Genomic DNA, 25,835 nt, shown 5'->3' with positions numbered 1-25,835 from the left:
GGCCGTCCGGTGAGCGCGGCTCCCGGTCAGTCACTCCTCAAACCACCGAGGGCGGTCTTCGCGGTCGCCTTCGCCTGCGTCGTCAGCTTCATGGGCATCGGCCCGGTCGACCCGATCCTGCCGGCGCTCTCCGCCGAACCGGACGCCACGCTCGGCCTCGGCATCGCGGCCGGCCCGCTGCTCGGCGGCTTCCTCGGCAACATCAGCTGGCGCGGCCCGTTCTTCGGCGTGGCGGTCCTGATGGCGATCGCCCTGCCGGCCACGGTCACGCTGGTCGAGCCGACCCCTAAGCCGGCCACGCCGACGTCGCCGGTGAGGTGGCCGACGAGTTCGGTGGCGCCCCCGACGCCATCGACTTCGGGGAAGAGCTCAAAACCCACTGATCCCGATTTCCCGTACGCCGTGAGCCCCCGCCCCTGATTCCGCGCCCGCAACGCCCGCCGCACTCGAGGCCGCCACGCGACTCGCGCCCGGCCCGGCATACGCGACGCCCGCCGTGGTCGAGCCCGCAGCGCGCATTGCGCAAGGGGGTTTACCCCCGGAGAACCGAAACCGCGATCCGGGGGTCTGCACGATTCTGCGGAAACGCTCTGACCAGCAGAATTTGTCCTATCAGCAAGGCACACACCGAATGGACAGGACAGAGACCATGTGGCAGAGCAACTACTCGTACGACGACAGCCAGACCTTCGCCTACGGTTCGCAGAGCAGCGGCTACTCCGGCTACGACGGCTTCCCGCAGCACGACGACTTCCAGCCGGACAACTCGCAGCCGGAAAGCTCGCACCAGGACAGCTCGCACCAGGACGGTGCGGCCCAGGACGGTGCGGCCCAGGACGGTGCGGCCCAGGACGACTCGATGCGGAACCACCTCGGGCACGGCGGATACCAGGGCAACGACTTCCAGCCGGAAGGCTGCTCCGGCTACGGGGAGCACTACCAGACCCAGGAGTTCCACTACTACCACTCCGAGCACCACGTCGACTCGTCCGCGTTCCACGCCTGAGCGGAGAGACCCCGATGACCGTCACCGTCGACCACGATGAACTGCGGGAACTGGTCCGGCTCGTCCGGCTGGGCGCCGAGGCCAACGCACGGCCCGACCTCGTCGCCCGCCTGTCGGCCGGTCCGGTCACCGCCGGCCAGGTCATCCGGTCCCTGCAGTCGCTGGAGATCGACCTACGTAACCGGCGTGCCGGGCTGTGCGATCCGGGCCGCGGTGCCCGCCTCGCCGCCGAGGCGCGGCACGCCGAGACCCGGCTCCGCCGGTTCCGCGAGCAGAGCGCACGCTGGGCTCGCACCCTCGGCGAGGCGGTGGGCACGGCCGATTCCGATGTGGGGTACGCCCTGCAGCGCCGCGTGCGATGCCTCGTCGACGAGGGCACCGCGATGATCGAGTCCCGTGTCCCCCGCGCCGACCTCGACCGGTGGTTGCAGTACCGGCTCGCCGCCGAGGTGGCCGAGAGTGATCGCGCACTGCGCCGGACCGCGGAGACGATCACCACCCGGCTCGCCGTGATCGCTCCGATCCCGCCGGTGACGCTGGTCTTCGGGGCACCGGCGGTGGTCGCCCCGCCGTGGCCGGCCCCGACCGGCCGGCAGCCGATGGCGACGCGGCTGACCGGGGTGCTGATGCCCGCCTACAGCGGCATTGCCATCTCCTTCGTGATGCTCCGGGATCGGGCACCGGACTGGCTGCTCGTCACGGCGGCGATCATCCTCGCCGTCGGCCTGGGTGGCGCCGCGCTCGCCGGTGACCGCTGGCGGCAGGCCGACCGGGAACGAGCCGAGGCCCTCCACCGGCTGAGCTCGACCGCCGACGCGTTGCGGCTGGCCCTGACCAAACAGCTCCGTGACGGCCTGCGCGCCATCGAACAGCGGGTGCACGCCGCGGTCGACGCGGCGGTCAACGAGCAGACGGCGCGGCTGACCGCGGCTGCCGGCGCAGCCAAGCGGGCGGCGCAGGCGCACCTGGCGGGCCGCGCGGTCAGCGCCGTCGACGCGGATCTGGCGTCGATCCAGGACTTGCTGCTCCGGGCATCCCGGCTCCGGGCGCCGGCGTGGTGAAAGCGGCCGCCGTCCCCCACGACCCATTGCGAGCCCGGACGTGCTCACCCGAGCGGACCACCGTCACGGCGCCCCGCGCGAGTCCGCGAGTGACCAGTCGAGCGGGCCGGCATCACACCGGCGGCGCGAGTCCGAGTTTGATCAGCCTGGCGGGCCGGCATCACAGCGACGGCGCGAGTCCGAGTCTGATCAGCCGAGCGGGCCGGCGTCACGGCGGTCCGTCGTGAGCAGCAGGTGTTCGCACGAGCGGACCACGGTCGCAGCGACCCGGCGGACGCTGCGGGCGGTGCCCGGGTGGGAGGCTCGCGCACGCCAGACGGTCAGCGCCCGGCTGACGGCGTCGGCGATCTGCGCCGGCCCGGCATCCGGTTCCAGCCCGAGCCGGTGGACCGGGTCCGGGCCGGCGTCGCCCAGCAGCCGCGCGGCCGTGGCCACGTCGGCAGGGCTCAGGTCACCGGGGTCCGAGCGCAGCTCGTCGATCGCGGTCACCTCGGCGTACTCCCGGCTCTCGGCCCGGATCCGGTCCAGCCGATGCCGCAGGTGCTGCGCTCCCGAGCCGGGCGGATCGTCACGGACCAGCTCGTCGAGCGCCCCGAGCGCCGACCACGCGGCCAGGACGGCGTCCCGCCGCGTCCCCGGCTGGTCGAGACCGGCCCGGATCCGGCGGAGGCGTTCCACCGGCTCGGCGTCGCCGTAGAGGCTCGCGGCCTGCTGAACGGCCGCCCGAACGGCTCCGGCCAGCGGGGAGTCGTCCGGCGGCGCGTCACCCAGCGCGACCCAGCCGTCGACCCGGGTGCCCTCCCCGGGCGCGGACCGGACCGTGACGAGCCCACCGGCGGCGGTCACCCGGGCCATCACGTTGCGCATGCCCCGGCCCGGAGATCCGGTGCCGGCGGTGGTGTCCCAGCCCGGCCCGTCGTCGTGGATCCCGAAGGTCAGCCGCGCCCCGGTGCAGGCCAGGGTCACGCGGATCGAGGCGCCCGGGGCGTGTTTGCGGGCGTTGCCGACCGCTTCCAGGCAGCAGAACCACACCGCCGACTCCGGCTCCGCGGGGAACCGGCGGCCGTCGTCCATTCCGGTGACTTCGACGGGTACGCCCGCGCCCAGTTCCGCCCGCAGCGCCGCGACGAGTCCCCGCTGGGCCAGCACCGGCGAGGTCATGCCGCTGACCGTACGGGCCAGGATCGCCTCGGCGTCGTCGATGCGGGCGGCGATCCGGTCGAGGGCGGTGACCGCGTCGTCGAGGCGTCCGATGCCGGCCTGGTGTTCGGCCAGTCCGAGCGCGAGCCGGAGCGAGACCAGGTGATGCTGGGCGCCGTCGTGCAGGTCCCGTTCGATGCGGCGGCGTTCGGCGTCCATCTCGGCCACCAGCCGTCGCCGTGATCCGGCGATGCCGGCGGCGTGGGCGCGTACCGCCCGGAGTTGCCGTTCGAGGTCGATGCCCAGCCGGTGGGCGGCGAGCACGGCGGCCAGCCCGTCGGCGACGTCCTGGACGAGCCGGCGCCGGTGACCGTCGGTGGCGTCGGCGGCGCTGGCCCGGTCCACGGTGATCGACCCGAGCTGCTCGCCGCCGCGCACGATCGGCAGGGTGAGCACGGCGTCGGCCGAGGCCGGGCCGGGCCACGCGTACGTACGATCGGGCAGTCCCGGCCGGTGGACGGTCAACCGGCACAGCCGTGCACCCAGCGCCCGCCCGAGCGTCTCCGGCACCTGCGCCAGGTCGGTGCCGGTCAGCGTGCCCAGACCGGCCAGGACGGTGTACGGCGACGGCCGCCGCCCGTGCAGGAGTCGCTCGGCGTAACGCTCAGCCCGTACCGACGCGGGGTTCACGAGGATCGCCACGGCAACCGCCGCGAAGGGTGCCGCGATCATGGTGTGCAGCAGCAGGAAGAGGCCGCCGCCGAGGATCGCCACCGGAACGACGGTGAGCAGGCGGAACACGACGGTCACGGGGACGGCTCGGCGTCGAGTCGATCGGGCAGCCGGGCGAGCAGGCGCAGCATCGGCTCCCCGTCCTCGGATTCCAGGTCGTCGCATTCGAGGTCGCCGCCGAGCGCCGCCAGCCGTTCGGCGTCGTGAGCCAGCGCCGTCCGGATCTGATCAGCGGTGACCGGCGGTCCGGGGTCTTCGACCAGCGCCCGGATCCGGCCGTCCCCGCTGGTCAGGCTGACCTGAATGGTCGCGCCGGGCTCGGTCGCGAGGACGCCCAGCGTCGCCGCGACGATCTGGTAGACGGCCGATTCGATCTCCCAGGCGACCCGGCCGCCGAGCCGGCTGGTGAAGTGCACGCCGCGGCGCAGGTCGGCGGCCAGTTCGTCCAGGGCCGCGTCGGGGCCCTGGCCCCGCAGCACCGCGGGGTAGACACCGCGCGCGATCGTCCGGAACCGGTCGAGCAGCTCGTCGACCTCGGTGCGGGCCCGCGCCAGCTGCGACCCCCGCGGGTCGGCGCGGGCCGCGGTCACGTGCTCGCGCAGCGCGGTCAGCCGCCCCGAGGTGGCCCGGGCCAGTTCGGTCAGCAGCCGGCGCCGTTCCACCTCGCGGGCCTGGGCGAGCCGTCGGCGGGAGGCGACCAGTTCCCGCGCGAGGTGCTCGGCCCGGCGGACGCGGTCGGCCAGTTCGGCGTTGAGTGCGACCGTCCGCAGCAGCAGCGCCGCCCCACCGGCGACGTCGCGCATCAGATGACGGTCACCGGGAGTGATCGGCAGCCCGGGCTTCTCGATCGACAGCACGGCTCGCACCTCGATGCCGTCGAGCACCGGCACGACGTGCCCGGTGCCGGGCCGCGCGAGCAGCACGGCCAGGTTCTCCACGCTGTCCGTGCCGGTCCGCAGCCGTGACCCGGCGGCCAGCCAGACCGTGGCCCGGCGGGCGCCGGTCCCGTCGGCGAGGATCCGTTCGAGGTCGGGCAGCGCCTCCTCGATCGTCGCCGACCGCAGGTGCCGGGTCGCGTCGGCCAGCGCGGTGTACGGGGTGACCCGCCGCCGCCCGGTGACCCGTTCCCGCAGCACGGCGGCGGCGCGGCGGATCGTGGGCAGCAACGCCGCGAACACCGCGCAGACCAGGAACGGCAGCCCGGTCAGCAGGATCGCCCTAGGCGACATCCGGCTGGGACCTCAGATAGGTCAGCACGGCGAGGACCCGGCGGTGGTGTTCGGCCGCGTCGGCCGGCAGCCCGAGCTTGGCGAAGATGTTGGCGATGTGCTTCTCGACGGCTTTGGGCATCACCACCAGCTGCGCGGCGATGCCGGTGTTGGACCGGCCCTCGGCCATCAGCCGCAACACCTGCCGTTCCCGGGCGGACAGCCCGGCCACCACGTCGCGGCGCCGGCTGCTGGGCCGTTCGACCAGGCGCTGGGCCAGCACCGGCTCGATGACGATCTCGCCGTCGCGGATCCGGGTCAGCGTGTCGCTCAGGACGTCGACGCTGCCGACCTTCTCCTTCAGCCGGTACCCGATCGCCTCGGTGCCGATCCGCAGCACCCGCATCAGGTAGTGCGTCTCGGCGTAGTGGGAGAGGAACAGCAGGCCGAGCCGGGGATGGGCGGCCCGGAGCCGTTCGCCGGTGGGCAGGCCGCCGTCGGGCTCGGGCGGCATCCGGATGTCGAGGATCGCGACGTCGGCCGGCTCGGTGGCGAGCAGTTTCACCAGCGAGTCCCCGTCGGCGGTGCAGCCGACGACCTCGTGCCCGGCCGCCGCCAGCAGCATCATCAGGCCGTCCCGGAACAGCGCACCGTCCTCGGCCAGCGCTACCCGCACGGGATCCGCACCTTGATCGTGGGCAACGCGGCACCTCCGACGATCTCGACAGCACCGCCCAGCCACTCGATGCGGTCACGCACGGTCACGACCTGGCCAGTATCGACGTTGGCGAGGTCGAGAACCAGACCGGCGTCATCCCGGCGGACGGTGATGTCCACCGTTCGGGTGTCGTCGCGTCCACCCCCGAGGACCTCGCAGACCGTGTAGAAGGCGACCCCCTCCACGGCGGGGCCGAACCGCTCAGCGGTCGCGTCGACCCGGACCGGGGCGCCGGCGGTCAGCTCCCGCAGGGCCGCGCCCAGGCCCTGCTCGCGCAGCAGCGGCGGGTAGATCCGGTCGGCGATCAGCCGCAGCTCCTGCTGGACGACGTGCAGCTGACGCTGCAGGTCCTCGATGTCGGGTCGCAGATCGTGCGCCTTCTCGGCCAGCAGGCCCAGGTGCAGCGTGACGGCCGCGATCCGCAGCGCCGGCCCGTCGTGCAGCCGTCGCTCCAGATCGAGGCGCCGGTTCCAGTGCTCGTCCGGCGTCATGTCGCCCATTGTCGGACATTCGGCCGACCTCGTACGGGTACCCCCGCTGGAAGATCCCGGCAAAATGCCCGAAACTGGGCGCGTGGGCTACAACCTCGGCGTCGATCTGGGCACCACTTTCGTGGCCGCCGCGATCGCGCGCGACGGCCGCACCGAGATGTGCACGCTGGGCAGCCAGACCGTGGTCAGTCCCGCGGTCGTCTACTTCACCGAGGAGTCCCGGCTGGCGTTCGGGGACGCCGCCGAGCGCCGCGCGCTGAGCCGGCCGGACAGGGTGGAGCGCGCGTTCAAACGACGGCTCGGTGACCCGACCCCGGTGGTGCTCGGCGGGGTGCCGCACGCGGTCACCGCGCTGATGGCGGCCCAGTTGCGGGACGTGCTGGACACCGTCGCGCGGGTCGAGGGCGGGCCGCCGGACCGGGTGGCGCTGACGTATCCGGCGACCTGGGGGCCGTACCGTCGGGAGCTTTTCGAAGAGGTCCCGCGGCTGGCCGGCCTGCACGATCACGTGACGCTGACCGAGCCGGAGGCGGCGGCCGCGTTCTACGGCGCGTCCCGCCTGCTCGGCGAGGGTGACACTCTCGCCGTCTACGACCTCGGCGGGGGCACGTTCGACGCCACGGTGCTGCGCAAACGCGGCGGCGCGGTCGAGGTCGCGGGCGACCCGGACGGGATGGAACGGCTCGGCGGTATCGACTTCGACGAGGCGATCCTGCAGTGGATCGACTACCGGCACGACGGCGCACTGGCCGATCTGGATCTCTCGGCGCCCCCGGCCGCGGCGGCGATGGCCCGGCTGCGGCAGGAGTGCGTGCAGGCCAAGGAGGCGCTGTCGGCCGACGTGGAGACGACCATCCCGGTGCTGTTGCCGCACCGGCACTTCTTCGCCCGCCTCACCCGGGCCGAGTTCGAGGGGCTCATCCGGGCGTCGGTCGAGTCCACGATCGGCACGCTGGTCCGGGCGGTGCACACCGCGCGGCTGGACGTCGGGCAACTCTCCGGGGTGCTGCTGGTCGGCGGGTCGTCCCGGATTCCGCTGGTGGAGCGCATGGTCGCGGCCGAGACCGGGCGGCCGACGGTGACCGACGCGCATCCGAAGTATGCCGTGGCACTGGGCGCGGCCATCGTCGCCGGGCTGCGGCCCGCCACGTCCGTACCATCGCCGCGGTTTGCCCCCGAGCCGGCGCCCGCACCCGTTCCCGCCGCCGCGCCGGTCGTCCTGCCACCTCCGCGGCGCCGGCGGCTTCCCGTGGTCCTGGCCGTCCTCGCCGCTGTCGCGCTGCTCGCCGGAACACCGCTCTACCTGGTCGAACGCGAGACCGGCAAACTCCGGGCGGCGCCCGTGGCCGTCACCCCCGCCGCCACCGTGGTCACCACCGCCCTCGCCGCCGGTCCCGCCGCGGTGGCGGTGCCCTCGCTCGGCCGTCCGATCACACTCGCCCACCCGCCTGACTTCGTCGCCGCCACACCGGACGGGCGCCGGCTCTACATCGCCTCCGGAGAGCAGACGGTCTCCGTGCTCGACGTCGCTACCGGCACCGTGACCAGCGAGATCCCGACGCCCGGCCCGGCCCGTTTCGTGTCGTTCTCCCCCGACGGCCGATACGCCTACGTGAGCCTGTGGGACCAGCGGGACGGCCAGGTGCACGCGGTCAGTGTGCTCGACACCGACGACAACACCATCACCAAGACTTTTCCCGTACGCACGAGACCCTTCCTCGCCGCGGTCACGCCCGACGGCAAATGGCTGTACGTGCCCAACCACGACGGTCACACGGTCACCGTCATCGACGCCGAGCGGCTCACCCAGGTCACGGAGATCACCGTCCCGCCCGAGCCGCACTACGTGTCATTCTCGGTCGACGGCACCCGCGCGTACGTCGCCGACCACGAATCCGACAAGATCAGCGTCGTCGACACCGCCACCCGGCAGGTCCTCACGAACATCGGCGTCGGCCGCTCCCCGCACGCCGTCGAACAGAACCCGCACCGCCCCCTGCTGATCAACGTCAACTGGGACGACGACACGGTCAGCCTGATCGACACCGCCGCGGACCGCGTGGACCGGACCGTCAAGGTCGGTGACCATCCGCTCAACGTCCGTTGGTCGGCGGACGGGCGCTACGCCTACGTGGTCAACAGCGGCAGCGACAACGTCTCCGTGGTGCGCGCCGACACGCGGCAGGTCACCGCGACCCTGCCGACCGGGAACGCCCCGACGTCGATCGCCGTACTGCCGGACGGCACCCGCGCCTACGTCACCAACAGCCGCGACAAGACGCTCACCGTCCTCAACCTGACCCGCTGACCGTGGATCATCGTGGCGGTCATGGCGGTGGCGGTGGTGAGGACGGCCGCGGTCGCGTACCGGCTGTGCCGAAACGGCGGCTCGATCCCTGAGCCGGAGGGGGCGGCTCACGGCGTACCGGAAATCGGGTTGTGATCGCCGCCGTTGGCCTTGCTCCGGGCCGTGGTTCTCCTCGGGCGCGGCTCCCGCTCGCCGACGGCTTGCCCGGGGCGGCCGTTGTCCCGGCCTTCCGGGAATCTGACGGCAGCTTGAGGAGGTCTTGAGGTGGGCGGCTCAGTATTTGTCCCATGCCAGAGATGATGACGCCGGGGCAGGCCACGATCGACACGTTGCACTCGGTGCTGCGCTCGGGAGCCATCCAGCCTTCCTTCCAGCCGGTGGTCCGGCTGAAGGACGGCGAGATCGTCGCCTTCGAGGCGCTGGCGCGTTTTCGGGAGCACCACTTCGCCAGCCCGGACCAGGCTTTCGCGGCTGCCAACGCGGCCGGTCTCGGCGTCGAGCTGGAGCTGCTCGCCATGCAACGGGCGCTGGCGTCGCTGGACGGGATACCCGGGGACGCCTACCTGAGCACGAATCTGTCGGTGGAGGCGATCCTCGACCCTCAGGTCCAGGAGACGCTGCTGGCGAACGCGCACCGCCGGCTCGCGGTCGAGCTCACTGAGCACACCCAGGTGCACGACTACCCGCGCCTGGTGGCGGTGACCGAGCGGTTCCGCGCCGCCGGCATCCTGATCGCGGTGGACGACGCCGGCGCCGGGTTCGCCAGTCTCAGCCACATCCTGCAACTGCGCCCCGACATCATCAAACTGGACATCACGCTGACCAGCGGCATCGACACCGATCCGGTGCGGATGGCGTTGGCCCGCTGCCTCGCCGGCTTCGCCACCGACATCGGCGCCGTGCTGGTCGCCGAGGGCATCGAGACCGCCGCCGAGCACGAGAAGCTCCTGATGCTGGGAGTGCAGTTCGGCCAGGGGTATCTGCTCGGCCGCCCGGCTCCGCTCCCGCGAACCGCTCACTCCCTGACCATGAGATGAGGTCATCTTGAACATCGCCACCCGCTCTTCTCGCATGACGAACTCGACCAGCGGCGCCGTCGAACCGGCCCGGTCCGCCGCCTCCGTCGTCGAGGCATGGGAGCCGCTGTTCGAAATCCTCAACGGCACGCCGGCCCGCGACGGCAGCGGCGGCCGTCGCCCCACGGCCACCCACCGATCCCGGTGACCACGTGGCCAGGTGGCGCCTGAACTGCGACGATTCAGCCGATCACTCGGCAACTCGGGTTTGTCACGATGGTGGGATGAGCGCTTCTGGTGCCCGCCTCACCTCGGCCCGCAGGGCCGGCCTGCTCTTGGCCGGCGCGCTGCTCGGGGCCGGCCTGACCCCGGTGGCCGCCCTCGCCGACGGCCCCGGTTACGGCGGCACCGCGAACGCTCTCACCGTCGCCTGGAACCCCGGCTCCGAGCAGCGGGGCGTGGCCGTCTACGCGGTCGGCTTCCGTAGCGGCTCGCCGGTCGGGGTACGGGTCGGCGGGGAGGCCGAACGCAACGTCACCGCCGACCCGTCCGGAGCCATCGACATGGTGCTCACCGCCGCGACCGCCGCCACGGCCACCGCCGTCGCCGGCGGCACCGTCGTGCTGGTCAGCGGTCACACGCCGGCCGGCGAGCTACGCACTCTGGTCGGCGTGGTCCCGCCGGAAGCAGCCGGGATCGGCGTCGCCCAGCTCGTGCCGTGGACCGCCGCGATGACCGGTCTGGGCAGTGCCGTTCTCTGGTTCCGCCGTCGCTGTGCCAGGGCGGCCGCGTGGCAACTACGCCGTTATCGCCACCTGGCCCGCCATCGCGCCTGATTCCTCTTGATGAACGCCCGATGACCACGCCGGAGCCCGGCTCGCCGGTGGGTGCCGGCCGGGGATCTCGCACGACGGCTTCAGCGGGCCGGTTCCGGACCGGGTCTCCGACCTTGAGTGCCGGCTGACAGGGTGGGGCGGGACCGAAGCCGGGCGCACCGCGGGGTGGCCATGTCGCCACGGGAAGTCACGACCCGCACCGGGAACAAGCCGCAGGCGGGAGAGGCCGGGCGCGGTCAGCTCTCGTCGAGGTAGCCGGTCATGGCGATCGCGGCAGCCCCGGCGGCGCGGTCCACCTCACTCACCGCGGCGGCCAGTACGGCGATGTCCACGGCCGCGGCGGCCAGGCGTTCGACTCGGGCGCAGGCGTCGGCCAGGGGCTGGGCTCCGAGCAGCGCGCTGGACGACTTCAAGGTGTGCGCGACCGCGCCGAGCCGGTCGTGGCGGGATTCGGCGAGAGCGCCGGCCATGGCTTGCTTGCGGCCGTCGAGCTCGTTCAGGAACGTGCTGATGGTCATGGCCACCAGTTCCCGACCTTCCAGCTGGACCTCCAGGTCGCGCAACTGGGCCCAGGAGAGAACCTCGCGATCGGGCTCCGAGGCCGGTGCGTCGGGCGTCACCGGCGCGGGCATGTCCGGTGCACCGGCAGTGGCCGGCGTGTCCATGGTGACCGGCGGGGACGCAGTGGCGGGTGCGGCCGCCTCCGTGGGGGCCAGGTAAGGGGACAGCGCCCTCCGTAGCTCGACCAGGGTGATCGGCTTGGTGAGGTAGCCGTCCATGCCCGCGGCCAGGCATCGGGCGTGGTCCTCGGGCAGCGCCGTCGCGGTCAGTGCGACAATCGGCACGACGCAGCCGGCCGAGCGCACCCGGCGGGTCGCCTCCAGGCCGTCCGTCCCAGGCATCTGCATGTCCATCAGGGCCACCTGATAGCGGTTGTCACCGAGCAGTTCGCGGACCGCGGCGGCTCCGTCCGCGACGGTGTCGCAGTCGACACCGAGCACGCGGATCATGCGGGCCAGCACGGTGCGGTTGACCTCGTTGTCCTCGGCGAGCAGGACCCGGCCGGCGGGCAGTGGCGGCAGGGTCACCGGCGCTCCGCGCACGCCGGTGCGCTGCTGGTCGAGCGCGGCGACGAGCCGGTCAAGGGTCACCGGCGCGCTCAGCAGGCCGGGCCGGCGGACCACGCCGGTACGCGGGTCGGTGCTGCTCAGCATCAGCGCTCGCCCGGCGGAGCCGAGCGCGGTCAGGATCGCGTCGGCCCGGTCCACAGCGGCCGGGTCGTGGGCGTCGTCGCACCACAGCACGGTGTCGACGCCGGGCCGGCGCGTGGTCAGGTCGTCGAGGTCGAGCCGGACGGCTTCCGCTCCGCCGACCGTGACCAGCCAGGACAGCGCCTGCCAGGACCGGGCGGTCGGCGCGCCGATCCCGATCCGGCGCCCGGCCAGCGGCAGCGCCGACGGGGCCGGGCCCGGCAGCGCCCGCAACGGCAGCGTGATCGTGAAGCGGGAACCGCGCCCGGGCTCGGAGCTGACGGTCAGCGTCCCGCCGAGGCAGGCGGCGAGCCGCCGGGCGAGCGGCAGGCCCAGCCCGGCTCCCTCGTGGCGGCGCGCCGCCGAGAAGCCGGCCTGCACGAACGGTTCGAAGATGCGTTCCTGGTCGACGGCCGCGATGCCCGGCCCGGTGTCGGTGACCTCGAGGCGACAGCGGTCGGCGCCGTCGGGCTCGGCGGTCACCACCACCTCGCCCCGTTCGGTGAAGCGGACCGCGTTGCCGACCACGGCCGCGAGGATCTGGCGGAGCCGGTCAGCGTCGGCCTCGACGATCGCCGGCAGCTCGGGCGCGGGCGAGGCCAGCAACAGCAACCCTCGGTCACGCGCCTGCTGCTGCAGCGGTTCGAGCACGCTGTCCAGGACGTCGCGCACCGCCGTCGGCGCGACCCGCGGCACCAGCGACCCGGTTTCCAGCCGGGCCAGGTCCAGCAGATCGTCGGTGAGGTCCCGGAGGTTGCGTACCGCCCGGTGCACGGTGTCGACCGTTTCCCGGACGTCGGACGGCAGGCTCTGCGCACGTAACAGGTCGATGGCGGCGACCACGGTGGTGACCGGGGTGCGTACCTCGTGACCGAGCAGCGCCAGGAACTGCTGCCGCCCGTCGACGGCCGCCGCGGTCTCCACGGTGATCAGCCGCCGGTGCGCGCCGCACGTGCTCTCCAGGCCGGTGACCCGGACCGCGGTGCCGGAGTCGGGGCCGCAGTGGCAGGCCGGCGCGGTGGTCGTCCCGGGTCGTGCCGCTCGGACCAGCTCGGGCAGCCGGCCGTGGGCGGGGCAGCCCGGGTCGCCGGCGGCCAGCGGCTCGCCTTCGGCGGGGCCGGGCCAGCGCGAGTTGGCGACCAGGACCCGGCCGTGTTCGTCGGCGATCGCGGCCGGACCGGCGACCGCTTCGACCAGCGTGCGAGCGGCGAAACTCATGCGGGGACCCCTTCGGCGAGGTGGCTGCCGTCGAGCGGTGCGGGCACCCGGCGCGTCCAGGCCCGGATCTCGGTCGCCGCGACGACGATCAGGGTGGGTAGCAGCGCCGCGGCCGAGCAGGCGGCGATCACGAGCGGCGAGCCGTGCCAGAGCTGGATGAGGCCGACCTCCAGGGCGGCTCCCGCCCACGGCAGCCAGGTGGCGCGGGAGTGGCGGGCCAGCGCCGCGTTGGTCAGCACGGTCACCACCGAGGTGACGCCGGCAACCAGGGCGAGGGTTCGGACCAGGGTCGTGGCGCCGGCGTACTCGTCGCCGTAGAGCAGGGTGAGGACCAGGCCGGGCACGGCCGCCACGACCACCGCACCGAGCAGGGCCGGCCCGCTGACCGCGGCGACCGCGGTGCGCAGCGTGCGGGCCCGGCCGGGCCGGTCACGCGCCGCGGTCAGGCGCGGGAACACCGCCGACATGACCGCGGCAGGCAGGGCGAGCACCGTCTTGGCCACGGTCGCCGCGGCGACGTAGGCGCCGGAGGCGGTCCCGGCCAGGTGATGCCGGGCCAGCAGCAGGTCGGCCGTGGAGAACAGGAACAGACCGGTCACCGCGACGGCCGCGCCACCCACGGCCCGCGGCCGCAGCCGGGCGCCGGGCCCGGGATCCGGGCGACCGGTGAGCCGGCGGGCCGCCGTCGCCAGGGCCGCGACCTCACCCATCAGGGTGGCGACGAGGGCACCGGCCACGCCGAAGGGCACGGTCAGGGCAACCCCCAGACCCAGCCGTACGACGGTCGCCGCCAGGTAGGAACCGGCGACCGTGGACACCTTCTGGTCGCCGAGCAGCAGCCCGCGCGCGGTGGCCAGCAGTGCCGCCACCACGAGGTACGGTGCGAGCGGCACGGCCTCGCCCAGCCCGGCCAGGTGGAAGTAGCTCTTCAGCAACGGCGCGCCGGCCAGCGTGACCAGCCCGGCGGGCAGTGTCCACAGCGCGACCGCTCGCAGGCAGCGCAGCGTGGTGGCCCGGCCGGCGCCGTGCGCGGCCGCGTGCGCCGAGGCGGCGGTCTGCAGCGCGCCGAGCGGGATGCCGAGCATCACCATGGCGGCCAGCACGGCGCCCAGCGCCCCGTACGCGGCCGGGTCGAGGAGCCGGCCGACCAGGGCATGAAAGGCGAGGTTGCCGGCGCTCTGTACGGCCACCGCGAGCGCGATCGGGCCGGCGGCGCGGAGCAGGACGCCACGGCCCTGGGCGAGATCCAACTGCACAGCGTACCTATCGGCGGGACGGCGGCGTTGCTGCCGAAAGTCGCTCATGTTCTCCCGCCGGCCGGGATAATCGTGACAAATGACCGATAAATTGCTGACGCAGTTGCCGAGCCGGGCGGACGTGCTGGGCACCCTGACCGCAGTCCTCACCGAGGCCGGCCTGCCGTGGGCGTGGCAGGGCGCGGCCGGCGCGCCCGAGCGCTGGCAGGCCGGTGCCGGGCCGAGCGATCTCGACGTCTGGTGCGCCGGAGACGAGCCCTTGGCCACATTGACGACCAGGTACCCGTGCGCTGTGATCGCCGCGCCGTCGGACCCTCGCCGACTGCGGCACACCAGCCTCGCGGTGCTGACCGGCAACGGCCCGGCGATCATCGACGTGACCCACGGTGACCTGCGAGTCGGGCCGATCCTGCTGGTCCCGGCGGCCGAGGTCACCCACGATCCGGTCAGCCGCCGGCTGACCGGCGCGGCCGCCGTCGCCGACCTGCTGGTCCGGCCGGTGCTGCGGGGCCGGATCCCGGAAGCCGACCGGCTCGCCGAGGCTCGGCGGGCCTGGGCCGACGCGGACGCGGCGCACCGGTCGGCGCTGGCCGGACGGCTGACCCGGCAGCTCGGAGCCCGGGTGATGGCGGATCTGATCGCAGCGCTGCGGGGTGCCCGGCCCGATCCAGCGCTGCCGCGCCGGGCCCGGCTGCGCCTGGCCGCCGGCAGTCTCACGCCGGGAACGATCGGCGCGACCTGGGCGCAGCGGCACAGCGTGTGGCCGGCCGGCCGGGCCGCCGGGCCGCTGGGCCTGCGGACGCGCGGAGTGGTGGTCGCCCTGGTCGGCACCGACGGGTCGGGCAAGTCGACGGTCGCCGGCGCGCTGCACGACCAGCTGCGGGACAGCGGGTTCGACACGGCCGCGGCATATTTCGGGATGGCCCGCGGCAACCTGCCCGGGGTGGCACTCGCCCGGCGTCTGCTCGGTGTCGGGTCCACGGCTGCGCAGACCGGGGCCGCGTCGCGGAATCAGGGCGCTCCGCGAAGGGCAGCCGCGCCGGGGACGGAGGCCTCCCGTACGACGGCCGGACCGCTCGACCACGCCCGATTGCGGCGGATGGCGGCCTGGTTCTACGCCGGGGAGTACGGCTGGCGCTACCTGCGCACGGTCGCGCCGGCACTTGCCCGGCGGCAGATCCTGATCGCCGACCGCTGGGTCTACGACCTGCGGGACTCCCCATGGCCGGGCTCGGCGGCGGCCCGGCTGGCGGAGCTGGTGCTGCCCGCGCCGGACCTGCTGGTGCTGCCGGACGCGCCGGCTGAAATGATCCATCGTCGCAAACCGGAGCGCGGCCTGGACGAGCAGCGGGCGCAGCAGGAGCAGTTCCGCCGGCTGCTCGCCGAACGGCCGGCCCGCTGCGCCGAGCTGGTGGTGGACACCTCCGGCGAGCCCGGCGCCGGGCTGGCGGAGCTGGTCGCCGCGGTGATCGAGGCGGCCCACGCGCCCCGGCGGCGGCGCCGGGTGAGCGCCGGTCAGGGCTCGAAGCGGTAGCCGACGCCGCGCAGCGTACGGATGTGCCGCGGCGCTGACGCCGACTCACCGAGCTTGCGGCGCAGGTTCCCGACGTGCACGTCGATGATGTGGTCGTCGCCGAAGAAGTTGTCGCCCCAGACGTCCTCGAGCAGCTTGCGGCGGGTGAAGGTACGACGGGGCGCGGAGGACAACAGGTCCAGCAGGTCGAATTCGATCTTGGTGAGCTCGAGCACCTCGCCGGACCGGGACACCTCCCGCACCTCGAGGTCGATACGCAGCTCGCCGTATTCGCGGACGGCCTCGCGCCGGGCCTGGGCGGTGGCGCGCGGCCGGCGGCGCATCGCCTGGATGCGGGCCGCGAGCTCGCGCGGCGAGAACGGCTTGGTGACGTAGTCGTCGGCGCCCACCGACAGCCCGACCACCTTGTCCACCTCGTCGGTGCGCCCGGTGACCATGATGATGTAGGCGTCGGTGAACTGGCGGATCTGGCGGCACACCTCGATGCCGTCGACGTCCGGCAGGCCCAGGTCGAGGATGGCGAGGTCCGGACGCTGCTTGTGGGCGCGGTCCACCGCCTCCTGACCGTCACCCGCGGCGATGACCTCGAAACCCTCCTTCTCCAGCAGGTGGCGGCAGATCATCATGAACTCCGGGGAGTCCTCGACGACGAGCGCACGTGGCTTGGACACGGCACCTCCGGTGACAGGTGGATCGTTACTGACCTCTGATCGGCCGCGCCGGCCGGAATCCAAGGCCTGGCGGGTGATCTCTCAGGCGGCGGCGCGCTCCCGGGCCTGGTGCAGGAGCTCGATGAAGGCGTACGCGTCGAGCTCGGCGCATTCGGCGATGTCCAGGAAACCGATCCACCGGCCCTCCGCGGCCGAGACGCCGGCCTGCCACGACGCGTCCCGGTCCAGCCGGTCGGCGTGCACGGTACGGGCCAGCGGCAGGTCGCTGAGCTCGGCGACGGCGGTGTCGGCGACGGCCACCAGCTCGAAGCTGATGCACTGGGCGTAGAGCGCCTCGGCCATCCGGTCGATCAGGTAGCGCAGAGTGGTGGCGGGCCCGGAGAGCGGGAGCACCAGGGTCAGGTCGACGGCGGCGCGGCCGGGGCCCGGTACGACAACGGCGGCGGGGCGGAAGGTGGCGGCGGGGGCGGTGAGCTGCGAGGTCGGCATGCATTGAGAATGGCGGGCCTGCCTCAAGCGCAGCTCATCCCGGGGTCAGCCGATCGGCAAGACCGCTGAGCACCGACCGGTACGCGTCGGCCGCCAGCGCCGTCGCACGGTCCCAGCTCATATGGTCGCGCGCCGACGCTCGCCCGGCGTGGGCGTACCGCTGCCACGTCGGTTCGTCCGTGAGCAGCTGGATCAGGGCCCGGGCCAGCGCGGGCGGGTCGGCCGGCGGCACTGACAGGCCGTTCACGCCCGGCTGGAGGACGGCCCGTACGCAGGCGACGTCGGTGCCGACCACCGGCAACCCCACCGCCATTGCCTCGACCAGGGCCATCGCCGGTGGCGAGGTGGTGTAGTCGAACTTGAACGGCCACGTGCCGGCCTGAGCCGCGGCGAACTCGCCGAGCAGGTCCGGCACCGGGTCGGTGACCACGTCGATCGCGTCACCGGCGGCTCCGGCCCGGGCCAGGATGGCGGGCAGTTCCGGCCGCGGGATGAGCAGCAGGCGCAGGCGCACACCGGGCACCTCGGCGCGCACCACGCGGAAGGCGTCGAGCAGGGTGTCCAGGCCGCGAACTGTCTCGGCGCGGCCGGCGAAGACGATGACCGGGTGATCCGGGTCGAAACGGGCCCGGCGGTCGTCGTCGGGGGCACCACCCGCGTATCGGACGATCGCCGGGCCGCCGGGACGGCCCAGACGGCCGGCCACCCGCGGGTCGGGGGTCAGCACGGTGGTCACGCCGGCCCGGCGCAGCGCCGCGGCCGCCAACGGCACCGGCAGGGCCGTGGTGAGCGCCACCCGCGGCCGCAGGACGTTCGACGACCACATCTCGGCCAGGCCGCTGCGGCGCCAGGCGGCCGGGCCGGGCAGCGTCGGCCAGGCGTAGACGGTGAGGACCTTGGGATATGGCCGCAGCGCCGGGTGCAGGGCCATCAGCGGCCCGAGCGCTCCGGCGTGCAGGTGCACCAGATCGGGGCGGATCCCGGCGAGCGCGGCGGCCAGCGGCGCGGAACGGCCCAGCGGGAAGGTCTCGAGCCGGCCGCCGAGCTCGTGCACGCCGGTGAAGGCCCCGGCGCCGTCGACGACGTGCGTGGTGATCAGATGGTGCTCGCCGGGCACCCGCCGCACGGTCTCGGTGACGGTACGCCCCATCGCCTCGCGGGCCGAGAACTCGGCGATGATGTGGGCTGTCCGGGTCATGCCCGCACCACCGGCCGGGCCGTGGCCGGCGCCCGGTTGCGGAGGTAGCCGATCGCTCCGAAGGCGAACTCGCTGAGCTTCATCAGCCACATCCCGCCGTACAGAAGCGGGTGTGTCCGCAGGTATCGAACGTTACGCAGGTAGATGGCGAATCGGTGCAGGACGTTGGCCTGCCACCGGAAGGCCTCCGGATGCTCGCTCGCGAAAATGTCGGCGGTCGCCGCGTACCCGAGCTTCTTACGCAGCGTGCGGGACAGACGCAGGTCGCCCTCGTTGTGGTAGAGGAAGTTGCGGGTGCGGCCGACCCGGTAACCGGCCGCACGCACCCGCAGATCCAGGTCCTTGTCCTCGGAGAAGACCATCCGCTCGTCGTGCCCGCCCAGACTGTCGTAGACGTCGCGGCGCAGGCAGCGCAGCGACTCGATCTGCGCGACGCCGTCGTAACACTTCTTCTCCAGCCACTTGCAGCGTGCCCAGAACGTGGTGCCGAACGACTCCTCCGGGATCACCAGGGCGTCGTACGAACCGGCCAGGTCGGCGCACTCGCCGAGCAGCCCGGGCGTGACGATCATGTCGGTGTCCAGGTGAAGCAGCACGGCCCCGGCTGCTTCGGCCGCGCCACGCCGGCGGCCCTGAGCCATCGACCGGTTCGCCTTGAGATAGCGGACGTCGAGGCCCCGGTCCCGGAAGTCGGCGACGACCTGGGGCGTCTCGTCGGCCGACCGGACGTCGTCGTTCACGATGATCTCGAAGTCCCGGTACGTCGAGGTGAGGAACGACGTCAGGAATTCCCGCAACAGGGCGGCACTGTCGAAGACCGGCACGATGACCGACAGCGCGGGGGTTCGGGTCATAGGCCCCAGTATGCGGGCTTTTCCGGTCCCGCCGGACCGGTACGACGACGATGGGCCGGGACTCCGCGAGCCCGGCCCATCTCAGGTGTATCGGTGGATCAGTAATACATCGGCAGCATCGCCGCCCAGTAGACCAGCGTCGTCGCGTCGCCCACCGTCACCACCGGCTTCGGGCCCAGCGCCAGCGCCGTCACCCGGGCCGTGTATGCCGTCCAGCGGTGCCCGACCAGATCGGCGTCCAGCTGCTTGAGCGTGACAGCCGAAGCCCCGGGCAGGTACTTGTGGGTCAGCGCGATCAGCCACTCGACCGTCGGCTTGACGCTGTAGGTGAGTTGGACCGCGGCGGCCGCGTTGCCCGCCTTGTCGACGGCACCGGAGCAGGTCACCGTGTGTTTGCCGTAGCTCTCGTAGTCGGACAGGGTGGCCTTGCCGGCGACACCGGACACCGCGTCCACGGTGACACAGGTGACCACCGGAGCGGCGTCCGGGCTGTAGAACATGCCGTTGGTCGCCCCGGCGACGGTGACGACCGGAGCCTGGCGGTCGACGTTGACAGTGGCGCTGGTGCTCGCCGTGTTGCCGGCCCGGTCGACGACGGTGCCGGCGATCTTCTGTGCGGCGCCGTCCGTGACGATCTGGGAAGCGGGGCAGGCAACCACGCCGGAACGGTCGTCACTGCAGGTGAAGGTCACCGTCGGAGCAGCGGTGTACCAACCGGCCCGGTTCGCGCTGCCGGTCACCGTGGCGGTGATCTGCGGCGCCACCCGGTCCAGGTTCACCGTGGTGGTGGTGCTCGCGGTGTTCCCGGCCTTGTCGGTGACCGTGCCGGTCACCTGCTGCCCGGCACCGTCGGTGCCGACCGTGGTGCCGGTGCCGCACACGGCTACCCCGGAGCGGTCGTCGGCGCAAGTGAACGTGAACGTCGGGGCGGTATTGTACCACCCGTTGGCGTTCACCGTGCCGCCGCTGATCGTGGTGGCGATGCTCGGCGCCACCCGGTCCAGGCTGACCGTGGTGGTGACGGTGGCGCTGTTCCCGGCCTGGTCGGTGACCGTGCCGCTGACGGACCGGTCGGTGCCGTCCGCCGTCAGCGGGACGTCGGCCGGGCAGGATGTCACACCGGATCCGGTGTCGGTACAGGTGAAGTGGACCGTGGGAACGTCGCGGTACCAGCCGCCGGCGTTGGCGGTGGCGCCGAGCACGGTCGCGGCGATGGCCGGCGCGGTGCGGTCGACGTTCAGGGTGATCGAGGTGGTGGCGCTGTTGCCGGCCGCGTCCAGCACGGTCCCGGTGAGGATCTGACCGGCGCCGTCGGTGCCGACAGCGATGTCGGCCGGGCAGGACGCCACACCGGATCCGGTGTCGGCGCAGGTGAAGTGGACCGTGGGAACGTCGCGGTACCAGCCGTCGGCGTTGGCGGTGGCGCCGAGCACGGTGGCCGCGATGGTCGGTGCGGTTCCGTCCACGTCGACGGTGACCGAGCGGCCGGCGCTGTTGCCGGCCCGGTCGGTGGCGGTGCCCGCCAGGACCTGTCCGGCGCCGTCGGCGGCAGCCGTGGTGTCGGCCGGGCAGGACGCCACGCCGGAGGTCTCGTCGGTGCAGGTGAAGTGAACCGTCGGGGCCGTCCGGTACCAGCCGCCGGCGTTGGCGGTGGCCCCGGAGACCGTGGCGGCGATGACCGGCGCCGCCCGGTCCAGGTTCAGGGTGACCGAGGTGGCCGCCGTGTTGCCGACCCGGTCGATGACCGTACCGCTGATCTTCTGGGCGGCGCCGTCGGTGCGGACCGGCACGTCAGCCGGGCAGACCGCCACCCCGGAACCGCTGTCGGAGCAGCTGAAGTGCACGGTGGGCGCGGTGGTCCACCAGTCACCGGCGGAGACGCCGCCGGTGACCGTGGCGGTGATCTTCGGCGCGGTCGCGTCGACGCTGAGTACGACGGTGGCCGTCGCGGTGTTACCGGCCTTGTCGAACGCGATGCCGCTGATCTTCTGGTCCGCCCCGCCGACACCGACGACGGTGTCCGCCGGGCAGCTGGAGATGGTCGAGGTCTCGTCGGCGCACGTGTAGTGGATGGTCGGCGCCGTGGTGTACCAGCCGGCCGCGTTCTTGGTGCCGAGCACCGTGGCGGTGATCGACGGAGCCTTCTGATCGACCTTGAGGGTCAGCGCGATCGTGGTGGTGTTGCCGGCCGCGTCCTTGGCGGTGCCGGCGAAACGCCGGGCGAGGCCGTCCGTGTCGGCCAGCATCGGCGCCGGGCAGACGGCGACCGTGCCGCCGTTGTCGGCGCAGCTGAACTGGATGGTGACCGGCATCCGGAACCACCCGTTCACCGGCTTCTGCGACAGCGTGGCGGCGATCGTCGGCGGGGTCCGGTCCGGTCCGTTGTCCACGACAGTGCTGGTGGACGGCCACGCCGAGTCCACCACCGGCAAGCCGCCGGCCGCCTCGAAGACCGGGACCGAGCCGCTCACCACGCTGCTGCCGCCGTTGTCGTTGTAGGCCTTCACCTCGACGATCCAGCTCTTGTCGGTGGCGAGGGCGAGGGTGGTGGCGGTCGCCGGGACATCCAGCTTGAGCGTCTTGGTGACCTTGTCGATGCCGTAGCCGACCTGGTAGTAGGTCGGCGGAGCCCCGCTGGTGGGCGCCTTCCAGCTCACCGAGACGGTTCCCGGGGCCTGCGCGAGCCGCTCCACGACCAGGTCGGTCGGGTCGGCCGGCCGGAACCGGTCGAGCAGCGACTTGGCGGTCACGCAGGCGCCGTACTCGTTGACCGTCGTCACCGCCAGCGTGTACGCCCGGCTCGCGTCGATCCCGGAGTAGGCGAACGACGGGTCGGTGCTCGTCTGGTCGGCCAGCACGGCACCGTCGGACAGCCGGGTGAACACCGAGTGGTAGCCGGTGAGCGGCGTGTACCCGGTCCAGGCCGGCTCGCGCCAGGTGGCCACCGCGGTGGTGCCCTCGTCGGTGCGGGTGGGCGCCATGCCCATCACCGCGCTCGGCGTCAGTGCCCGCAGCGACCAGTACCCGGTGTTGGCCACCGTGCCCGCCGCGTCGACCGCGCCGACCCGGACCTTGTACCCGACGCACGGGTTCGGCCCGTCGATCGTGTAGCCGGTCGCCGTGACCGGCAGGTCGAGCACCGTCTCCACGTCGCCGGCCAGGATGTCGATCACGTAGTGGTCGGCACCGGTGACCGGTTTCCAGCCGACCTCGATCTGGTGGACGTCGGCGGCGGCCCGCGCCACCGTCAAGTTCTTAGGCGCGGCCAGGGCGGATAGGGCCGCCGCCGGAGTGGCGACGAGACTCGTCGCCACTGTCGTCAGGACGCCGACCGCGCCCAGCAGTCGTCTTCTGTCCATGCGGACTCCTTCTCCGGGCATATTTCTTCGGGGGGTTTCATCGGCAGGCAACCTCAAGCCGGCCTCAGGCGGAGGTGTGGCTCAGGTCAAGTTCGGGAGCGGCCGCCACGGGCGGCTCGCCGAGGGTGGCGGCCATCGGGAGGGTGAACCAGATCCGGGCGCCACCGCGGAATTGCGGGTCGGCGCCGATGGCGCCACCCAGGCGTTGCACGATGCGCCGGCAGATGGGCAGACCAAGACCATTTCCCGGGTACGCGTCGGGGTGTGCGCGATGCAGCTCCTCGAAGATCGCCTCGTGCTGCCCGTCGGGAATGCCGATGCCGCGGTCGGTCACCTCGATCCGGACCATTCCGCCGTCCAGCCGCCGGGCGGAGACGTGCACCCGGGCGATCTCGCCGTGCGGCACGTACTTGATGGCGTTGCCGACCAGGTTCTCCATCAGCCGCCGCAGCATGCCGTGGTCGCCCCGCACGGCGGGCAGCGGTTCCCGGCTCACCTGCGGCGCTGGGCGGATCAGCTCGCCCGCGTCCGCGACCAGGTCGTCGACCAGCGCGGCCAGATCGATCGGGGCCAGGTGCAGCCGGGCTTCCTGGGTCGTGGCGTAGGTGAGCACATCGTCGATCAGCTGCCGCATGCGGACGGTGCAGCGGTTGATCTCGGCGACGAACTCGTCGTACTCGGCCGGGCGCGGATAGCCGATGTCAAGGTGTTCGAGCAGCTGGGCGTAGCCGCAGATGCCGGCGAGAGGGGCCTTGAGATCGTGGCTGACGTCGCGGGCGAAGGTGCGTAGTTCCGCCACCGTCCGGTCCAGCTCGCCGATCCTGCGCTCGAGCTCGGCGTTGCGGCGGCGTTCCCGGTCCAGCTCGGCGCGGAGCTCGGCGAGCTCGGTGCCGGGCGACACAACGTTGTTCGACACCGTGGACCTTTCGTAGTGGCGGTTCATCGGGTCATCACCCAGGACTTCTCGTCATCGCTCGGCAGCCGGGTGACCAGATGATCGACGCCGGAGGCCAGGTAGGGCGACAGGGCGCTGCGCAGCTCGGGCAGCGTGATCGGCTTGCTCAGCCGCCCGTTCATTCCGGCGGCCAGGCACAGCGCCAGGTCGGCCGGGTCGGTCGCGGTCAGGGCCAGGACCGGGGTCGGCGAGCCGGCCGCCCGGATCCGCCGGGTCGCCTCCAGCCCATCGGTGCCGGGCATCTGGACATCCATCAGCACCACGTCGTACGGGTCGCCGCCGAGCACCGCCTCGACCGCGGCGGCACCGTCGGGCACCGCGTCGCAGGTGACGCCCATCAGCTGGATCATGCGGCGGAAGACCGTACGGTTGATGTCGTTGTCCTCGGCCAGCAGCACCCGGCCGGCCGGCAGCGGCGGCACGGTGACCGGCGCGCCGCGGACCCCGGTCCGTTCCTGGTTCAGCGCCGCGACCAGCCGGCGCAGCACCAGCGGTGCGGTCAGCACCCCGGGCCGGCGGACGATCCCGGTACGCGGATCGGTGGTGCTGATCATCAGCGCCCGTCCGTCCGGCCCGAGCGCCTGGATGACCGTGTCGGCGCGCTGCACCGCCGCCGGGTCATGCGCGTCGTCGCACCACAGCACCGTGTCGACGGCCGGCAGCTTGCCGGTGACGTCGGCGAACGTGACCGGGACCGGATCGGCGCCGGCGCTTGCCAGCAGCCAGGCCAGGGCCCGTACCGAACGGTCGGACGGAGCCATGACGGCGATCCGGCGGCGAGCGAGCGGTCGTGGTGGCCGGTCATCGTCCGGGGTCGCGGCGTGCAGCGGCAGGCGGACCCGGAACAGGGCTCCGGCACCCGGTTCGGACTCCACCTCGATGACGCCGCCCATCCGGTCGACCAGCCGGGCGGCCAGCGCCAGGCCGAGCCCGGCGCCCTCGTGGCGCCGTGAGGCCGACGAGTCGGCCTGGGTGAACGGCTGGAACAGCCGGGCCCGCTGCGGCTCGGCGATGCCCGGTCCGGTGTCCGAGACGGTGATCAGGAAGCTGCCGTCGGCATCCTCCTCGGCCAGTACCACCACCTCGCCGGATGCGGTGAACTTGACCGCGTTGCCGACCAGCGCCGTGAGCACCTGTCGCAGCCGGCCCGGATCGCCGGCCACCGTCGTGGGCAGTTCGGGCGCGGGCGCGGCCAGCAGCAGGATGCCTTTGTTGCGGGCCTGCAGTTGCAGCGGTTGCACGACGCCCTCGAGCAGTGCCCGGATCGGCACCGGCTGGCGGGTCAGGCTCAGCCGCCCGGTCTCCAGGCGGCCGAGGTCGAGCAGGTTCTCGGTGAGCGTCTCTAAGGCCTTCGCCGAGTGGTGGATGTTGTCCACGATCTCCCGTACGCCCTGGTCCAGCTGCTGCGCCCGGAGCAGGTCGACGGCGGCCACGACGGTGGTGACCGGGGTCGTCACCTCGTGACTGAGCAGCGCCAGGAACTGTGACCGCGTAGTGTCCAGGCACTGCTCGGCGGCGACCGTGACCAGCCGCTGGTCCTCGCCTGCGGGTCCGGTCAACGGGGCCACCCGCAGCGTGTGCACGGTGTCCTCGGCGCACCGGCAGCACAGTTGCACGGCGCCGGGCGTGGCTCGCCACACCGCCTCGAGCAGGCCCCGGTGGGCGCCGCACGGCCCGGGTGCGGCGCTGAGGAAGCCGCCCTCGGCCGGATAGAGCTCGCCGTCGCCACCGGACCACTGCCGGTTGGCGAACAGCACGCGCCCGTCGGGATCCAGGATCGCCGCGGCGACGGGGATCGCCTCGACGAGAGTGCGCGCCGCATATCCCATGGGCTGACCTTTCGGCGGGGGAACGGACCTGAACCAGGCCCGTGCCCCCAGGCTCGGCGAGCTCGGGAGCAAGCGCCGTGAAAGTCGGGAGCGATCCGGTTTCAGACGGCGAGCCGGCGGCGGCCGCGGTAGCCGCCGGGGGCCCCGACGAAGTGGCCGGCGCGGCGCCGCAACCGGGCACCCAGCACGAGCGTGAGGCCGGCCAGCGCTGCCAGCGCTGCCAGCACCCAGGGCAGCATGTCGATCGGGCCGCGCGCGGCCGCCTGCGGCGGAACCGCCGAGACCAGAACCCGGGCGGCTCCGGAGACCGAGCGGCCGGCCAGCACGATGCTGGTGCCGGACGCACCGGTGGCGATCAGCGTCTGCGGCACGTCGATCTCGATCCGGCCGTTCTCGTCGCCGCGGGCCTGCTGGATCGGGCTGCTGCCGAGCCGGACCTCGACCATGTCCCGAGCGCGGTAGCCGAACCCGGTGACCCGCAGCTGGTTGCCGCCGTCGGCCCAGGTCAGCACCAGCTTGTCGCTGCTGCCGGTGACCGCTGCCGCGGCCGGGCGGGCGACGGCCAGCAGCGTGGCGCAGGCGCCGAGCACGATCAGCAGGGCGGTGACGGTACGGCGGGCGGCGAGTTCGGGCATGCGTCGAGGGTGCGGCATCCCGGCCGGGTAGCGGAATGCCTCCGAGTCGAGCTTGCCCACCTCCTGAGCCG

The 25,835-nt window shown here is 73.1% G+C and carries 22 protein-coding genes; 8 read left to right on the top strand and 14 right to left on the bottom strand.

What is annotated here, in order from left to right; translation table 11 throughout:
* Positions 1–9 precede the first annotated feature (9 nt).
* The 3 genes from ACH442_RS19865 to ACH442_RS19855 all read left to right on the top strand — a co-directional run bounded on the left by ACH442_RS19865 (position 10) and on the right by ACH442_RS19855 (position 2,067).
* Complete coding sequence (locus tag ACH442_RS19865; protein WP_396339519.1) at positions 10–420, top strand: MFS transporter; 411 nt, start codon at positions 10–12, stop codon at positions 418–420.
* A gap of 211 nt (positions 421–631) precedes the next feature.
* On the top strand, positions 632–1,006 hold the full coding sequence (locus ACH442_RS19860; protein ID WP_396339518.1) for a hypothetical protein: 375 nt from the start codon (positions 632–634) through the stop codon (positions 1,004–1,006).
* Positions 1,007–1,020: 14 nt separating this feature from the next.
* Complete coding sequence (locus ACH442_RS19855; protein WP_396339516.1) at positions 1,021–2,067, top strand: hypothetical protein; 1,047 nt, start codon at positions 1,021–1,023, stop codon at positions 2,065–2,067.
* Between the two features lie 189 nt (positions 2,068–2,256).
* Here ACH442_RS19855 and ACH442_RS19850 read toward each other — a convergent pair whose 3' ends face one another.
* From ACH442_RS19850 to ACH442_RS19835, 4 genes are read right to left on the bottom strand one after another with little or no spacing between them, the layout of a single operon-like run.
* On the bottom strand, positions 2,257–4,017 hold the full coding sequence (locus ACH442_RS19850) for a sensor histidine kinase (protein WP_396339515.1): 1,761 nt from the start codon (positions 4,015–4,017) through the stop codon (positions 2,257–2,259).
* Complete coding sequence (locus ACH442_RS19845) at positions 4,014–5,168, bottom strand: hypothetical protein (RefSeq protein ID WP_396339514.1); 1,155 nt, start codon at positions 5,166–5,168, stop codon at positions 4,014–4,016. Before ACH442_RS19845 ends, ACH442_RS19850 begins: the two co-directional genes overlap by 4 nt.
* Positions 5,158–5,823 carry a LuxR C-terminal-related transcriptional regulator gene (locus ACH442_RS19840; protein WP_396339513.1) on the bottom strand — a complete coding sequence of 222 codons (666 nt, stop codon included), beginning with the start codon at positions 5,821–5,823 and terminating at the stop codon, positions 5,158–5,160. Before ACH442_RS19840 ends, ACH442_RS19845 begins: the two co-directional genes overlap by 11 nt.
* On the bottom strand, positions 5,814–6,356 hold the full coding sequence (locus tag ACH442_RS19835) for a hypothetical protein (protein ID WP_396339512.1): 543 nt from the start codon (positions 6,354–6,356) through the stop codon (positions 5,814–5,816). Before ACH442_RS19835 ends, ACH442_RS19840 begins: the two co-directional genes overlap by 10 nt.
* An 82-nt stretch (positions 6,357–6,438) precedes the next feature.
* Here ACH442_RS19835 and ACH442_RS19830 point away from each other — a divergent pair, with 82 nt between their 5' ends.
* From ACH442_RS19830 to ACH442_RS19815, 4 genes are all read left to right on the top strand, one after another.
* Positions 6,439–8,664, top strand: a complete 2,226-nt coding sequence (locus tag ACH442_RS19830) for an Hsp70 family protein (RefSeq protein WP_396339511.1) — start codon at positions 6,439–6,441, stop codon at positions 8,662–8,664.
* Between the two features lie 287 nt (positions 8,665–8,951).
* Positions 8,952–9,701 carry an EAL domain-containing protein gene (locus ACH442_RS19825; RefSeq protein WP_396339510.1) on the top strand — a complete coding sequence of 250 codons (750 nt, stop codon included), beginning with the start codon at positions 8,952–8,954 and terminating at the stop codon, positions 9,699–9,701.
* 34 nt (positions 9,702–9,735) lie between these two features.
* Entirely contained in the window at positions 9,736–9,888 is a 153-nt protein-coding gene (locus tag ACH442_RS19820; RefSeq protein WP_396339509.1) for a hypothetical protein, read from the top strand.
* Positions 9,889–9,964: 76 nt separating this feature from the next.
* Complete coding sequence (locus tag ACH442_RS19815) at positions 9,965–10,516, top strand: hypothetical protein (protein ID WP_396339508.1); 552 nt, start codon at positions 9,965–9,967, stop codon at positions 10,514–10,516.
* 236 nt (positions 10,517–10,752) lie between these two features.
* Here the strand turns inward: ACH442_RS19815 and ACH442_RS19810 are convergent, their stop codons facing one another.
* Both ACH442_RS19810 and ACH442_RS19805 read right to left on the bottom strand, forming a co-directional pair.
* The gene (locus ACH442_RS19810) at positions 10,753–12,984 is read right to left on the bottom strand and encodes an ATP-binding protein (protein ID WP_396339507.1); all 2,232 of its coding nucleotides are present in this window, start codon (positions 12,982–12,984) and stop codon (positions 10,753–10,755) included.
* Positions 12,981–14,288, bottom strand: a complete 1,308-nt coding sequence (locus ACH442_RS19805; RefSeq protein ID WP_396339506.1) for a lipopolysaccharide biosynthesis protein — start codon at positions 14,286–14,288, stop codon at positions 12,981–12,983. Before ACH442_RS19805 ends, ACH442_RS19810 begins: the two co-directional genes overlap by 4 nt.
* 31 nt (positions 14,289–14,319) lie before the next feature.
* On the opposite strand from ACH442_RS19805, the gene ACH442_RS19800 reads away from it, so the two are divergent.
* Complete coding sequence (locus ACH442_RS19800) at positions 14,320–15,774, top strand: thymidylate kinase (RefSeq protein ID WP_396339505.1); 1,455 nt, start codon at positions 14,320–14,322, stop codon at positions 15,772–15,774.
* On the opposite strand, the gene ACH442_RS19795 is transcribed toward ACH442_RS19800, so the two are convergent.
* From ACH442_RS19795 to ACH442_RS19760, 8 genes are all read right to left on the bottom strand, one after another.
* Positions 15,756–16,445 (bottom strand): response regulator transcription factor, encoded by a 690-nt coding sequence (locus ACH442_RS19795; RefSeq protein ID WP_396339504.1) that lies wholly within the window; start codon positions 16,443–16,445, stop codon positions 15,756–15,758. The genes ACH442_RS19800 and ACH442_RS19795 overlap by 19 nt on opposite strands.
* 81 nt (positions 16,446–16,526) lie before the next feature.
* The gene (locus ACH442_RS19790) at positions 16,527–16,934 is read right to left on the bottom strand and encodes a hypothetical protein (RefSeq protein WP_396339503.1); all 408 of its coding nucleotides are present in this window, start codon (positions 16,932–16,934) and stop codon (positions 16,527–16,529) included.
* A gap of 34 nt (positions 16,935–16,968) precedes the next feature.
* A complete protein-coding gene (locus ACH442_RS19785; protein WP_396339502.1) occupies positions 16,969–18,132 on the bottom strand; it encodes a glycosyltransferase family 4 protein in 1,164 nt (387 codons plus the stop codon).
* The gene (locus ACH442_RS19780) at positions 18,129–18,986 is read right to left on the bottom strand and encodes a glycosyltransferase family 2 protein (protein WP_396339501.1); all 858 of its coding nucleotides are present in this window, start codon (positions 18,984–18,986) and stop codon (positions 18,129–18,131) included. Before ACH442_RS19780 ends, ACH442_RS19785 begins: the two co-directional genes overlap by 4 nt.
* A 98-nt stretch (positions 18,987–19,084) precedes the next feature.
* Positions 19,085–22,345 (bottom strand): Neogenin, encoded by a 3,261-nt coding sequence (locus ACH442_RS19775; protein ID WP_396339500.1) that lies wholly within the window; start codon positions 22,343–22,345, stop codon positions 19,085–19,087.
* A 64-nt stretch (positions 22,346–22,409) separates the two neighbouring features.
* The gene (locus tag ACH442_RS19770) at positions 22,410–23,261 is read right to left on the bottom strand and encodes an ATP-binding protein (RefSeq protein WP_396339499.1); all 852 of its coding nucleotides are present in this window, start codon (positions 23,259–23,261) and stop codon (positions 22,410–22,412) included.
* 23 nt (positions 23,262–23,284) lie between these two features.
* On the bottom strand, positions 23,285–25,129 hold the full coding sequence (locus tag ACH442_RS19765) for an ATP-binding protein (RefSeq protein WP_396339498.1): 1,845 nt from the start codon (positions 25,127–25,129) through the stop codon (positions 23,285–23,287).
* Positions 25,130–25,230: 101 nt separating this feature from the next.
* On the bottom strand, positions 25,231–25,764 hold the full coding sequence (locus ACH442_RS19760) for a hypothetical protein (RefSeq protein WP_396339497.1): 534 nt from the start codon (positions 25,762–25,764) through the stop codon (positions 25,231–25,233).
* Positions 25,765–25,835: the final 71 nt, after the last annotated feature.

Origin of the sequence: Actinoplanes sp. NPDC020271 (genome assembly GCF_044388125.1) — a bacterium.
Taxonomy (GTDB): domain Bacteria; phylum Actinomycetota; class Actinomycetes; order Mycobacteriales; family Micromonosporaceae; genus Actinoplanes.
The sequence above is the reverse complement of the archived record's forward strand: the minus strand, read 5'-3'. Positions and strand labels throughout refer to the sequence as shown.

Excerpts from the sequence above, each read along its gene's own strand:
- ACH442_RS19860 (WP_396339518.1), top strand. The coding sequence starts at position 632 with ATGGACAGGACAGAGACCATGTGGCAGAGCAACTACTCGTACGACGAC.
- ACH442_RS19855 (WP_396339516.1), top strand. The coding sequence starts at position 1,021 with ATGACCGTCACCGTCGACCACGATGAACTGCGGGAACTGGTCCGGCTC.
- ACH442_RS19845 (WP_396339514.1), bottom strand. The coding sequence starts at position 5,168 with ATGTCGCCTAGGGCGATCCTGCTGACCGGGCTGCCGTTCCTGGTCTGC.
- ACH442_RS19835 (WP_396339512.1), bottom strand. The coding sequence starts at position 6,356 with ATGACGCCGGACGAGCACTGGAACCGGCGCCTCGATCTGGAGCGACGG.
- ACH442_RS19825 (WP_396339510.1), top strand. The coding sequence starts at position 8,952 with ATGCCAGAGATGATGACGCCGGGGCAGGCCACGATCGACACGTTGCAC.
- ACH442_RS19820 (WP_396339509.1), top strand. The coding sequence starts at position 9,736 with ATGACGAACTCGACCAGCGGCGCCGTCGAACCGGCCCGGTCCGCCGCC.
- ACH442_RS19815 (WP_396339508.1), top strand. The coding sequence starts at position 9,965 with ATGAGCGCTTCTGGTGCCCGCCTCACCTCGGCCCGCAGGGCCGGCCTG.
- ACH442_RS19810 (WP_396339507.1), bottom strand. The coding sequence starts at position 12,984 with ATGAGTTTCGCCGCTCGCACGCTGGTCGAAGCGGTCGCCGGTCCGGCC.
- ACH442_RS19805 (WP_396339506.1), bottom strand. The coding sequence starts at position 14,288 with ATGAGCGACTTTCGGCAGCAACGCCGCCGTCCCGCCGATAGGTACGCT.
- ACH442_RS19800 (WP_396339505.1), top strand. The coding sequence starts at position 14,320 with ATGACCGATAAATTGCTGACGCAGTTGCCGAGCCGGGCGGACGTGCTG.
- ACH442_RS19790 (WP_396339503.1), bottom strand. The coding sequence starts at position 16,934 with ATGCCGACCTCGCAGCTCACCGCCCCCGCCGCCACCTTCCGCCCCGCC.
- ACH442_RS19785 (WP_396339502.1), bottom strand. The coding sequence starts at position 18,132 with ATGACCCGGACAGCCCACATCATCGCCGAGTTCTCGGCCCGCGAGGCG.
- ACH442_RS19780 (WP_396339501.1), bottom strand. The coding sequence starts at position 18,986 with ATGACCCGAACCCCCGCGCTGTCGGTCATCGTGCCGGTCTTCGACAGT.
- ACH442_RS19775 (WP_396339500.1), bottom strand. The coding sequence starts at position 22,345 with ATGGACAGAAGACGACTGCTGGGCGCGGTCGGCGTCCTGACGACAGTG.
- ACH442_RS19765 (WP_396339498.1), bottom strand. The coding sequence starts at position 25,129 with ATGGGATATGCGGCGCGCACTCTCGTCGAGGCGATCCCCGTCGCCGCG.
- ACH442_RS19760 (WP_396339497.1), bottom strand. The coding sequence starts at position 25,764 with ATGCCCGAACTCGCCGCCCGCCGTACCGTCACCGCCCTGCTGATCGTG.